The 11,952-nt window shown below is 62.4% G+C and carries 10 protein-coding genes; all 10 read right to left on the bottom strand.

The window, feature by feature from the left end; translation table 11 throughout:
- Position 1 precedes the first annotated feature (1 nt).
- Complete coding sequence (locus INS93_RS23715; protein ID WP_192985771.1) at positions 2-319, bottom strand: hypothetical protein; 318 nt, start codon at positions 317-319, stop codon at positions 2-4.
- Positions 303-701, bottom strand: coding sequence for a flagellar export chaperone FliS (fliS, locus tag INS93_RS23710; RefSeq protein ID WP_192985770.1), 399 nt, complete (start codon positions 699-701; stop codon positions 303-305). The genes INS93_RS23715 and fliS overlap by 17 nt, the downstream gene beginning before the upstream one ends.
- Positions 701-1,996 (bottom strand): flagellar filament capping protein FliD, encoded by a 1,296-nt coding sequence (gene fliD, locus INS93_RS23705; RefSeq protein ID WP_192985769.1) that lies wholly within the window; start codon positions 1,994-1,996, stop codon positions 701-703. The genes fliS and fliD overlap by 1 nt, the downstream gene beginning before the upstream one ends.
- Before the next feature lie 445 nt (positions 1,997-2,441).
- A complete protein-coding gene (locus INS93_RS23700; RefSeq protein WP_192985768.1) occupies positions 2,442-3,338 on the bottom strand; it encodes a peptidoglycan DD-metalloendopeptidase family protein in 897 nt (298 codons plus the stop codon).
- Positions 3,339-3,524: 186 nt separating this feature from the next.
- Entirely contained in the window at positions 3,525-4,424 is a 900-nt protein-coding gene (locus INS93_RS23695) for a response regulator (RefSeq protein WP_192985767.1), read from the bottom strand.
- A 135-nt stretch (positions 4,425-4,559) separates the two neighbouring features.
- On the bottom strand, positions 4,560-5,288 hold the full coding sequence (phoU, locus tag INS93_RS23690; protein WP_072423651.1) for a phosphate signaling complex protein PhoU: 729 nt from the start codon (positions 5,286-5,288) through the stop codon (positions 4,560-4,562).
- 162 nt (positions 5,289-5,450) lie between these two features.
- Positions 5,451-6,284: a phosphate ABC transporter ATP-binding protein PstB gene (gene pstB / locus INS93_RS23685; RefSeq protein ID WP_160018524.1), complete on the bottom strand. Its 834-nt coding sequence runs from the start codon at positions 6,282-6,284 to the stop codon at positions 5,451-5,453.
- 66 nt (positions 6,285-6,350) lie between these two features.
- The gene (pstA, locus tag INS93_RS23680) at positions 6,351-7,967 is read right to left on the bottom strand and encodes a phosphate ABC transporter permease PstA (RefSeq protein ID WP_192985782.1); all 1,617 of its coding nucleotides are present in this window, start codon (positions 7,965-7,967) and stop codon (positions 6,351-6,353) included.
- A gap of 217 nt (positions 7,968-8,184) precedes the next feature.
- Complete coding sequence (locus INS93_RS23675) at positions 8,185-10,470, bottom strand: ABC transporter permease subunit (RefSeq protein ID WP_192985766.1); 2,286 nt, start codon at positions 10,468-10,470, stop codon at positions 8,185-8,187.
- Between the two features lie 165 nt (positions 10,471-10,635).
- Positions 10,636-11,601, bottom strand: a complete 966-nt coding sequence (locus INS93_RS23670; protein ID WP_160018527.1) for a PstS family phosphate ABC transporter substrate-binding protein — start codon at positions 11,599-11,601, stop codon at positions 10,636-10,638.
- Between the last annotated feature and the right edge of the window lie 351 nt (positions 11,602-11,952).

Raw genomic sequence — 11,952 nt, 5'->3', positions numbered from 1 at the left:
TTTATCTCCCACCTTGATACAGATCGACGCGCATGTAAGCGCTGCGCCCTTCGGCGTATTCCAGGTGCATCAGCAGTAGCCGACGCACCCGTTCGCACTCTTCGGCGCAGGCGATACGCGCCTGTCCGTGCAACTGCTGCAATTGCCCTTTGGCCTCACGCACCTCGTCGCTCAAGCTGGGCATCCCGGCCAGCAGCTGCAGGCAGGAACGGATCACCGCATCGATCTCGCCGATCCGCGTCCAGTCAGCCTGCTCCAACGCCTGCGCCAACTGCGCGTGCAGTTGCTGCAGCGCGCGCAGTTCACTTGCGTGTTGCATTCACGCCTTCCCAGCCTTCGCGCAGCACACCGAGCAGGCCGACCACTTCGTCCAAGCCTTCCAGCGAGAGGCTGACGCTGACATCGGAGAGGCGATAGATGCAGTAGTCGTAGAGCCGCGCCAGGCCCTGCACCAGCTCGCCGCCGTTCTCGTAATCGAGGGCACCATTGAGGCCGCCCAGGATGTTCAGGCATTTCTCCAGGGACTGGCCCTTCTGCTGGTAACGCTTGCCTTCGATATGGCCACGGGCACGCGCCAGCTCATCGAGCAGACCGTCGAACAGCACCAGCACCAGTTCGTAGGGAGAGGCCGCAGCGGCGCGCGCCTCGAGGTCCACGGTGCGATAGCTGTCGTAACTTTCGTTGAGGTTGTAGGCACTCATCAGAACATTCCGTAGGTCTGCTCCATCGCCGCCATGGTCTGCATGAGACCGGTGTACTGACGGAGATAGCGGCTGTAGTGGGAGTCGTACTGCTTCTGGATGGTGTCGAACTGCTGATCGACACGGCGCAGCTGGGTATTGAGGGTGTCCTTGCGATTGGTCAGCAGGCCGCCGGCGCTGCTGGTGTAGAGCGCCAGGTTCTTGTCCAGGGTGTCGAGCAGGTTGCCCTTGTCGGTGAACAGCTTCTCGAAGCCTTCCGGGTTGGCCGCAATGGCCTTCTCGAAGCGGGCGTTGTCGATGCTCAGCTTGCCGTTGCGGTCGGCGGCGATACCGAACTCGGTAAGGCTCACGCCGCCGAAGGAGGTGCGCACCAACTGGTTGAGCATGCCCTCGATGGCGCGCACGCTGGCATCACCGGCCAGAGGCCCGCGACCGCCACTCTCGCCACCGCTGGAGGTGAGCGAGTCGAAGCTGCTCATCAGGGCGTTGAAGGCGCTGACGAAGGCCTGTGCCTTCTCCTTGGTGGCTTTCTGGTCCTGACCGACCTCCATGGTCAGCGGCGCGTCACCGCTCTTGTGCGCCTTCGTGAAGGTCAGGCTGACGCCATCGATGACGTTGTCGAAGGTGTTACTGGTGCTGGTCAGTTCGATACCGCTCTCGCCGCCCAGGCGCACGATGGCATCCTTGGCGACCGACAGCTCCTGACGACCCGCCACCGCCCCCTCGAAGGCGGCGTTGCCAGTGGCGCTCAGGCTGATGGCCTGGTCGGCGCCGGTCTTCTCGCTGGTCAGCACCAGGTTGACCTGGCCATTGCTGCGCACCAGGGTCGCCTTGACGCCATTGTTGTCGGTCGCGCCGTTGATGGCTGCGGCCAGTTCGTCGAGCGTGGCGGCGGCGCTGAGGTCGATATTGAACGCGTCACCGCCCTGACCGATGGTCAGGCTGCCGCTACCGAGGTCGCTGTCCTGCAGCCCTTGCAGGGCAACCTGGCTCTTGCTGGCCAATTGCTGAACGAAAAAATCGTAACTGCCGGCCACGGCCTTGGAGCCCACCGTAGCGCTGGCATAACCCTCCTGGCTGAAGCTCGCACTGTTGACCAGCATGCTGCTGCCGGCCAGCTTGAGGCCGCTGGCAGCCGTCTTGAAGGCCTTGAGCGCGGTATCCAGGCTGGTCAGGGCACCAAGCTGCGCCTTATAGGCGGCCTGGTTGCGGTTGGCCTTGGCCAACTGGCCCTGAACTTCGTATTGGGCCAGTTGGGTCGCCATGCTTTGAACGTAATCTGAATCGATAGCCATAGTCGGACACCCGTTTTCCTGTGAGATAGCAATAGCGGTGCCAACAGCTGAAACCCCTGATTTAGAGGGCTTTAGGCGTTCCGCCAGGTGAAAGATCCTTTCCGCTTGCACACTGCTGAACGACGAGCGGAAGGCCAACTTCCGCCTGCGTCACGCAGACGGCGGACGTACCGATTACAAAGGCGACAGCACAGGGGTGTGACTTAAGGAAAACGCCGCAGAGCGTCTGGTGCATCAATGGCAAACCACAGCCTCAGCCGCAGTCGTGGTGCGCGCGGCGCACCCTACCGATACCGATGAGCCCCAAGGTGCGCACATACCCCGTAGGGTGCGCCATGCGCACCGGCGGCACGGCGCAACAACGGAAACCCCAGCAATGCGCGAGCGCGCGACAGGGTTGCGCCGGGATTTTCGGGGAAGAGTGCAGCCGGCTGGCTTTACCGCGCTATTCGCCGCCGACGGCGAAGTTCGGCAGGCTGTTGACCGGCTGACGGAAGTTGAAGGGAATGGACTCGACGGCCAGACCGACATTGCGCTGCACCACGAAATGCAGGTGCGGGCCGGTGCTGTTGCCGGTATTGCCGGAGCGCGCCAAGCGGCTGCCGGTTTCCACCCGCTGGCCTTCACGCACGGCGACCGAACCCTTCATCAGGTGCAGGTAAACGCCCATGGTGCCGTCGTCATGCAGAATGCGCACGAAGTTGCCGGCCGGATTATTGCCGCGGCCGCTCTGCTGGTTCTCGGTCTTCACCACCACACCACCGCGCGCGGCGACGATGGGCGTTCCCTCGGGCATGGCGATGTCCACCGCATAGCGGCCCTTGGGTGTGAAATGGCTGTAGGTGCCATTGGCGCCCTGGGTCTGACGGAACGGACCGCCACGCCAGGGCAGCGGATAACGGTGGATGCTCGGCTGCAGACGCGGATCACCGAGGGCGTAGCGCAACCTCGGCTTGTAGCGCAGCGGCTTGGATACATCTTGTGGGGCGAGGGTGGCCAGGCGGATATTGCTACGCGGTGGCAGCACCCAGCGAATCGGTTTGTCCGGCGCACCGACGGCGTTCTGTACCTGCTCCAGCTTCAGTTCGATTTCAACCGGGGCGTACAGGTCATTGCGAATCAGCAGGGTCTCACCGGCTTCGTGCTTCTTGGTTTCCAGCTTCACCTGATTGTCCAGGCGCTCGACCATGCGGTCGTTGAACACGAACACCTGCGCGCCAGGCGCAGCCTGGTCGCTATAGGTCACCACGCCGTTCTTGTCGACGTACTTGTAGATGGTCAGCGCAGCGGCCTGGCCGTGAAAGGCCAACAGACTGCAGAGAATAATCAGACGCCCTAGCATAACGACTCGGATCTTATGGCTTTTTGATATCCGGGTTAGCAAGACTAGCAGCGCAACACGGTGCGCGCGAGAGACCGACCGTCAGGCTGTGAACCGGCTCACCGCCGCCGGTCGGGTAGCCACCGTCGACGCTGCGAATTCTGTGGCGGGCTGCCGGGCGGATGAAAACCAACGCGCACGTGCCGTTCAGGCACCGGGACTGAAATGCTTCTGCGCGGTGCCACGGGCGATCAGCCGCGACAGGTAGTCGAGCTTCTGCGGGTCGCGGTCGACGAAGCGAAAAGTCAGTTGCAGCCATTCGCTGTCGGGCTTGGGTTCGAATGCCGCCACCGCGTGCAGGTAACCATTGAGCCGCGCGGTTTCCGCGGCTTCGCCCTGTTCCAGGTCGAGCACCGCACTCTCCAGCACCTGCGGCAGCTGCTCGGTGCGCTTGACCACCAGCAATGCCTCCTTGAGGCTCAGCGCCTTGATCACGCAGGCCATGCTACCTACCGGTAAACGCAGCTGCCCCTGACCACGACCGGCCGGCGACTTGCTTGCGGCGGCCGGGGCAGGTGCCGCACTCGGCGCGGCAGGGGCCGGCGTGGGCGCACTGGGCTTTACCACCTCCGCCTTGCCGCCGGTGAGTGCGGCCAGCGAGTCGTTGGCGAAGCCACCCGTGCTCAGCATCTTCGGCGGCGCACTGGACATCAGCGCCTGCAGCTTGCCAGCCCGTTGCAGGGCCTTTTTGACCTTGGTCACCAGCTGTTCGTTGGAGAATGGCTTGCCGATGTAGTCGGAAACACCGGCCTGGATCGCCTGCACCACGTTCTCCTTGTCACCACGGCTGGTCACCATGATGAAGGGCGTGGTTTTCAGGTTGTCCTGCTCGCGGCACCAGGTCAGCAGTTCGAGGCCGGACATCTCCGGCATTTCCCAGTCGCAGAGGATCAGGTCGACCACCTGACGGTTCAACATCTGCTGGGCCTTGCGGCCATTGATCGCTTCCTCGATCTGTACGCCGGGGAAATTATCGCGCAGCCCTTTCTTGACCAGATCACGGATAAAGGTCGCGTCATCCACCACCAGCACACTGACTTTGCTCATCGGCCACTCCTGTACGAATGGCAGTAAGCATAGTCATGGCCAGTGGCCTAAGGCCAACGGAAAACGCCAGACACGCAACAAATCGCGCTAACGAAACGGCCCGGGAAGTCCCGGGCCGTCAGCACGAAGCAGGCGTCAGTCGTTGGACTTGCCCTCGACCTCTTCACGCATGCGGGTCAGGCCGATATGGCGCACATCGGTGCCACGCACCAGATAGATCACCAGTTCGGCGATGTTGCGCGCATGATCGCCGATGCGCTCCAGCGAGCGCAGCGCCCAGATCACGTTGAGCACGCGGGAGATCGAACGCGGATCTTCCATCATGTAGGTGACCAGCTCGCGCAACGCGGTCTTGTACTCGCGGTCGACGGTCTTGTCGTACTGCGCCACCGACAGGGCCAGGTCGGCATCAAAACGAGCGAAGGCGTCCAGCGCCTCCTGCACCATCTTGCGCACCTGATCGCCGATATGACGAACCTCGACATAGCCACGCGGCGACTCACCCTCTTCACACAGCTGGATGGCGCGCTTGGCGATCTTGGTGGATTCGTCACCGATGCGCTCGAGGTCGATCACCGACTTGGAGATGCTGATGATCAGACGCAGATCGGAAGCCGCCGGCTGACGACGGGCGAGGATGCGCACGCATTCCTCGTCGATGTTGCGCTCCATCTGGTTGATCTGGTCGTCGATCTCACGGACCTGCTGGGCCAGGCCGGAGTCGGCCTCGATCAGCGCGGTGACGGCGTCGTTGACCTGCTTTTCCACCAGGCCGCCCATGGCCAGCAGGTGGCTACGCACTTCTTCCAGCTCGGCGTTGAACTGCTGGGAGATGTGCTGGGTAAGGTTGTCTTTGTTGATCATGTTTCGCTCCGCGAAAGCTGCCAGCTTGGGTGGCCATGGTGCGCACAGCGCACCCTACACGTTGAGTTTCAGCTCTAAGGCCCTTGGAAAATGCTCTCTGGCGCGAAGGGCGCGCGCTGACAGTACGGCGCCCGACAAAGCCAGGGAGTATTTGCCATGGCCTTAGCCATAACGACCGGTGATGTAGTCTTCTGTCTGCTTCTTGGCCGGGTTGGTGAACAGCGTGTCGGTGTCACCGAACTCGATCAGCTTGCCCATGTACATGAACGCGGTGTAGTCGGAGACACGCGCCGCCTGTTGCATGTTGTGGGTGACGATGACGATGGTGTACTTGCTCTTGAGCTCGTAGATCAGCTCTTCGACCTTCAGCGTGGAGATCGGGTCGAGTGCCGAGCAGGGTTCGTCGAGCAGCAGCACTTCCGGCTGCACCGCCACGGTACGGGCGATCACCAGACGCTGCTGCTGACCGCCGGACAGACCGAGTGCCGAGTCATGCAGACGGTCCTTGACCTCATCCCACAGCGCCGCACTCTTCAGTGCCCACTCCACCGCCTCGTCGAGCACGCGCTTGCTGTTGATGCCCTGGATGCGCAGGCCATACACCACGTTCTCGTAGATGCTCTTGGGGAAGGGGTTGGGCTTCTGGAACACCATGCCCACGCGGCGACGCAGCTCGGCCACGTCCTCGCCCTTGCGGTAGATGTTGCGCCCGTCGATGTTGATCTCACCTTCCACGCGGCAACCGTCGACCAGGTCGTTCATGCGGTTGAACGTGCGCAGCAGGGTCGACTTGCCGCAGCCGGACGGGCCGATGAAGGCCGTCACGCGCTGACGCGGGATGTCCATCTTGACGTCGAACAGCGCCTGCTTCTCGCCGTAATACAGGTTCAGACCCGGCACTTCGATAGCCGTGGTCTCGTTGGCCAGGCTGAGGCTCTGCTTGTCGCGGCCGAGGGCGGCCATATCGATGCCGTGGGTATGGGTTTCGTGTTGCATAAACTCACTCCGTTCGTAGCTACAAGCTGCAAGCTGCGCGCCGGCGGCGCGCGACTCGTAGCTGCGTTAGTGATCCAGCGCCTTGTACTTCTCGCGCAGGTGGTTACGGATATAGACCGCAGTCAGGTTGAGCAGGGCGATAACGATCACCAGCAGCAGCGCCGTGGCGTACACCAGCGGACGCGCGGCCTCGACGTTGGGGCTCTGGAAGCCGACGTCGTAGATGTGGAAGCCCAGGTGCATGATCTTCTGGTCCAGGTGCAGGTAAGGGTAGTTACCGTTGAGCGGCAGGGTCGGCGCCAGTTTCACCACACCCACCAGCATCAGCGGCGCCACCTCACCGGCGGCACGTGCCACGGCGAGAATCAGGCCGGTCATCATCGCCGGGCTGGCCATCGGGATGACCACCTTCCACAGCGTCTCGGCCTTGGTCGCGCCGAGCGCCAGCGAACCTTCGCGCACTGCACGCGGAATCCGCGCCAGGCCTTCCTCGGTAGCGACGATCACCACTGGCAGGGTCAGGATCGCCAGGGTCAGCGAGGCCCACATCAGGCCTGGCGTGCCGAAGGTCGGCGCCGGCGCGGACTCGGGGAAGAACAGGCTGTCGATCGAACCGCCCAGCACATAGACGAAGAAGCCCAGGCCGAACACGCCGTAGACGATCGAAGGTACGCCGGCCAGGTTATTCACCGCGATGCGGATCACCCGGGTCAGTGCGCCCTGATGCGCGTATTCACGCAGGTAGACCGCCGCGATCACGCCGAACGGGGTAACGATCACCGCCATCAGCATGACCATCAGCACGGTGCCAAAGATCGCCGGGAAGATCCCGCCTTCAGTGTTGGCCTCACGCGGCTCGTCGCTGACGAACTCCCACAGTTTCATGGCGTAGAAACCGAGCTTGTCGAAAGTACCCATGGCATTCGGGCGGAAGGCCCGCACCACCTTGCCCAGAACGATATCGCTCTCGCGGCCGTCGCTGACACGCACGGTCATGCTGTCGCGGTTGAACTGCTGATAGAGCTCGACAATCTGCGCTTCCAGCACCTTGTAGTCGGCATCCAGTGCGGCACGGCGCTGATCCAGGGCGGCCTGGGCGGCGGCATCCAGCTTGCCCTGCAACTCCAGCTTGCGCCCCTCCAGACGGATTCGCTCGATGCCGTGATTGATCCGGCCAATGTCCTTCTTCTCCAGACGCGACAACTGAGCATGCAACTGATCAACACGCTCGATGCGCTTCTGCAGTTCGGTCCAGGCCGCTTCACCTTCGGCGACTATCTGGCCGTTCTCTTTGACGTTGACCAGGTAGCCATACATGTTGCCCCACTCACGGCGCTCCACCACCATCAGCTCGGCCGGCGTGCGCGGGTTGCTCAGCCACTCACCGATCACCCAGCTAAAGTCGGCACCAAACAGTTCACGGTTGCCCACCTTGAGCAACTCGCGAGTCATGAACTCGCCGCCTTCCTCGGCCACCGGCATACCGGCAGCGGCCAGGCGCGCGCGCGGCACTTCCTCGATCTGGGTGATCTCACCAGCCATCACCCGGGCTTCCTGGCCAGGCACTTGGTAGTCGGCCTCGATCACGTCGGCCGGCCAGAAGTGGCCCAGGCCACGGGTGGCGATGACCATCAGCAGGCCCAGGGTCATGATGATGGCGATGGCAACCGCGCCACCACTCATCCATACGCCCGGGGCGCCGCTCTTGTACCAGGACTTCAGGTTGTTCTGTTTCACGGCATCACACCTTGAATGAAATCATTCTTTACCTCCCCTCCCCCGCAAGCGGGAGAGGGGCCGGGGCAGAGGGTCCGTGCTGTTCACGCTACCCTCTCCCGCCCTGCGGGCACCCTCTCCCGGAGGGAGAGAGTCATCAGTTGGCCTGCTGCGCAGGCATGTCTTACAGGCTCGAGTACTTGACTCGCAGTCGCTGGCGAATCAGCTCGGCCAGAGTGTTCATCACGAAAGTGAACATCAGTAGCACCAGCGCGGCGAGGAACAGCACGCGGTAGTGGGTTCCGCCGACTTCCGACTCGGGCATTTCCACAGCGACGTTAGCGGCCAGGGTACGCATGCCCTCGAAGATGTTGATATCCATGATCGGCGTATTGCCGGTGGCCATCAGCACGATCATGGTCTCGCCCACCGCACGGCCCATGCCGATCATCAGCGCCGAGAAGATACCGGGGCTGGCAGTCAGGATCACCACGCGGGTCAGGGTCTGCCAGGGCGTCGCGCCGAGCGCCAGGGAGCCGAAGGTCAGGCTCTTCGGCACGCTGAACACGGCATCCTCGGCAATCGAGTAGATGTTCGGGATCACCGCGAAGCCCATGGCCAGACCGACCACCAGTGCGTTGCGCTGGTCGAACGGAATACCCAGGTCATTGGTCAGCCACAGGCGCATGTTGCCATCGAACAGCCAATTTTCCAGGTGACCGCTCATGTTCAAGGAAATCCAGCCCACAGCGATCACCACCGGGATCAGCAGCGCAGCCTCCCAGCCTTCGGGCACGCGGTGGCGAATGCTCTCGGGCAGCTTGGTCCACAGAAAGCCGGTGAGCAGAATGCCGACAGGTGTCAGCAACAACAGGCTGAAGATGCCGGGTAAGTGGTTTTCCAGGAACGGCGCGAGGAACAGGCCGGCGAAGAAACCGAGAATTACCGTCGGCAGGGCCTCCATCAGCTCGATCACCGGCTTGACTTTGGTGCGCATGCGCGGCGCCATGAAGTAGGCGGTGTAGATCGCCGCGGCGATGGCCAACGGAGCGGCCAGCAGCATGGCGTAGAACGCCGCCTTGAGAGTACCGAAGGCCAGCGGCGAGAGGCTCAGCTTGGATTCGAAGTCGGTGTTGGCGGAGGTCGACTGCCAGACGTAATCCGGCTCCGGGTAGCTTTCATACCAGACCTTGCCCCACAGCGAACTCCAGGAAATTTCCGGGTGCGGGTTATCCACCACGAAACGCTGCAGCGTGCCGTCCGACTCGACCAGCACACGACTGGCGCGCGGCGACAGGGCGGCAATGGCGCTGCCTTCGGCGACCTGCTGCTTGAGCAGGGTGCGGTGCGCGGTGCTGTGGAAAATGCCCAGCTGGCCGTCGGCATCCAGCGCCATGAAGCCCTTGCGACGCTCCTCGGGGAGGATCTGGGTGATGGCGCTGTTGCCCAGCTGGAAGCTGCGCACCGGCTGGAAGGTCGATTTACCGTCTGCATCGCGCACCATGAACCACTGCTGGATACCGCCCTTGGCGTCGCCCAGCATGATGGAGATGCCGCCCAGCAGGCTGGTGGCGCTGGTGATGCGATTGGAGGCGTCCTTGAGCAGTTCGTAGCGACCGTTGAGGCTGCGCTTGCGCAGATCGAAGACGTCGGCGGTGGACTCGCCATTGATCACGTACAGCCACAGCTGGCGCGGATCGAGGATCAGCTCCTGGATGGGGTCGGCGATCTGCGGCAGGTTGATGCGATCTTCGCCGAGGCTGACCTCGCCGGTGAACAGGTTCTCTTCGCGGCTCAGCGCGATCAGGTGCAACTCGCTGCCGGTAGAGCCGGCCAGCATCAGGGTGCCACTGTTGAGGTTCAGCGCCACATGTTCCAGAGGACGGCCCTGCGGGTCCAGCTGGATCGGCTGCTCACCGTAGGGAAAGTCGATCTGCGGCGCGATGATGCGCACGTTGTCCGGGTAGGTCACCTTGTAGTTGTGTTGCAGCACCAGTACCTGGCCGTTGGACAGGCCAAGGGCGACGCGGCGACTGCCCGGCTGGTCCTGGCTGACAGAGGCGACGCTGACGCCTTCGGCCAGCGGCAACTGCACGCGGCTCATCGCCTCGCCGTTTTTCAGGTTGAAGAACTGTACGCCACCTGCACGGTCCAGGCGCATGGCCACCTGGTTCTGCTCTTCCATGGCCAGCAGCAGCGGCGCCTGCGCCTCGGCCAGCCAGGCCGGTTGCTGGGCCTTGCGCGGGCTCATCTCGGCGCCCTGGAACATCGGCATCACCACATGGGCCAGGTAGAAGAAGATCAGGGTGATGGCGCCGAGCACAGCCAGACCACCGATGGAGACGTACCAGCGCGCCAGGCGATCCTTCAGCGCACGCAGGCGGCGCTTGCGTTGCAGGGCGGGGGTATTGAAGTCGATACCCAGGGGATTCTGTGATCGGTTCACGGATTCGTTTGCCAAGTCGTTCATGCGAGAAGTCTCTGCGCGGGCTTGATTGCAGCGCATGCGGCTGCCCAGGCTTGTCAATCTAACGGGCTTGTATGACAGAAAGGTTACAGCCAGCTGACATGACGAAGCCCGCCACTCCAAGGAGGGCGGGCCGCGTCGTTTACATCCTCTAGCGCGAAGCCAGGCTTACAGACCCAGTTCCTTCAGGGTCTTCTCGGCCACCTTGGCCGGCAGCGGGATGTAACCGTCCTTCATCACCACTTCCTGACCCTGCTTGGACAGCATCAGCTTGATGAATTCGGCGTCCAGCGGGCTCAGGGCCTGGTTCGGCGCCTTGTTGACATAGACGTAGAAGAAGCGAGCCAGCGGGAACTTGCCAGCCAGAGCGTTCTCTTCGTTGGCCTCGAAGGCTTCGCCACCCTTGGAAAGCGGTACGGCGCGGACGCTGGAGGTCTTGTAACCAATGCCCGAGTAACCGATGGCATTCAGGGTGCTGGAGATCGACTGCACCACCGAGGCCGAACCCGGCTGCTCGTTGACGTTGGACTTGAAGTCACCTTTGCACAGGGCTTCTTCCTTGAAGTAGCCGTAGGTGCCGGATACCGAGTTACGACCGAACAGCTGGATCGGCTTGCCAGCCCATTCGCCGGTCATGCCCAGATCACCCCAGGTGGTGATGTCCTTGGCGCCACCGCACAGACGGGTGCTGGAGAAGATCGCGTCAACCTGCTCGATGGACAGCGACTTGATCGGGTTGTCCTTGTGCACGAAAACAGCCAGGGCGTCGATGGCAACCGGCACGGCGGTCGGCTTGTAGCCGTACTTCTCTTCGAAGGCCTGGATTTCGCTGTCCTTCATCGGACGGCTCATCGGGCCCATGTTGGCAGTGCCTTCGGTCATTGCGGGTGGCGCAGTGGAAGAACCGGCGGCCTGGATCTGGATGTTGACGTTGGGGTAGTTCTTCTTGAACTCTTCTGCCCACAGGGTCATCAGGTTGGCCAGCGAATCGGAACCGACGCTGGACAGGTTGCCCGACACACCGGAAGTCTTTTCATAGGTCGGCAGAGCCGGGTCGACGGCGGCTACAGCAGATACGGCGCTTACGCCAGCGGCGGCGAAAGTCAGGGCCGCCATCAAACGCTTCAGTTTCATGCCTTGCTCCTAGCAGGATAGTGTTGGATGGAACGGGCCCAAGTATCTGCAGGCCACGTGACCACTCTATGAAACGAATGTGACAGTTAGATGAACGTCGACGCGTTTCGCTTTGGCAGAGAAAGGCACTTCGGTGAAAGGCAGGTTGATACCGGACTGGCAAGTTTGTGTGTTCTTTTTGCGCTATTTATATCCGGGCCAAGATCATTGGCGTGTCGATCTTTCGTCTTGGTTTCGCCCCTCACGGGCGAGCAACCGTGTTCAGCGTCAAGCCACTTGAGGCCTGAAATGAGCCTGATCACGGAGCATCGCATTGAGGATGGTAAGCAATTTCCGCATGCAGGCGACGAC

Origin of the sequence: Pseudomonas sp. EggHat1, assembly GCF_014892995.1 — a bacterium.
Lineage (GTDB): Bacteria > Pseudomonadota > Gammaproteobacteria > Pseudomonadales > Pseudomonadaceae > Aquipseudomonas > Aquipseudomonas chaetocerotis.
The sequence above is the reverse complement of the archived record's forward strand: the minus strand, read 5'-3'. Positions and strand labels throughout refer to the sequence as shown.

What these genes read in the sequence shown, in the direction of transcription:
- pstB (WP_160018524.1), bottom strand. Translation starts at nt 6,284, where the DNA reads ATGCAACACGAAACCCATACCCACGGCATCGATATGGCCGCCCTCGGC.
- INS93_RS23670 (WP_160018527.1), bottom strand. Translation starts at nt 11,601, where the DNA reads ATGAAACTGAAGCGTTTGATGGCGGCCCTGACTTTCGCCGCCGCTGGC.
- phoU (WP_072423651.1), bottom strand. Translation starts at nt 5,288, where the DNA reads ATGATCAACAAAGACAACCTTACCCAGCACATCTCCCAGCAGTTCAAC.
- INS93_RS23700 (WP_192985768.1), bottom strand. Translation starts at nt 3,338, where the DNA reads ATGCTAGGGCGTCTGATTATTCTCTGCAGTCTGTTGGCCTTTCACGGC.
- INS93_RS23675 (WP_192985766.1), bottom strand. Translation starts at nt 10,470, where the DNA reads ATGAACGACTTGGCAAACGAATCCGTGAACCGATCACAGAATCCCCTG.
- pstA (WP_192985782.1), bottom strand. Translation starts at nt 7,967, where the DNA reads ATGAGTGGTGGCGCGGTTGCCATCGCCATCATCATGACCCTGGGCCTG.
- fliS (WP_192985770.1), bottom strand. Translation starts at nt 701, where the DNA reads ATGAGTGCCTACAACCTCAACGAAAGTTACGACAGCTATCGCACCGTG.
- fliD (WP_192985769.1), bottom strand. Translation starts at nt 1,996, where the DNA reads ATGGCTATCGATTCAGATTACGTTCAAAGCATGGCGACCCAACTGGCC.
- INS93_RS23695 (WP_192985767.1), bottom strand. Translation starts at nt 4,424, where the DNA reads ATGAGCAAAGTCAGTGTGCTGGTGGTGGATGACGCGACCTTTATCCGT.
- INS93_RS23715 (WP_192985771.1), bottom strand. Translation starts at nt 319, where the DNA reads ATGCAACACGCAAGTGAACTGCGCGCGCTGCAGCAACTGCACGCGCAG.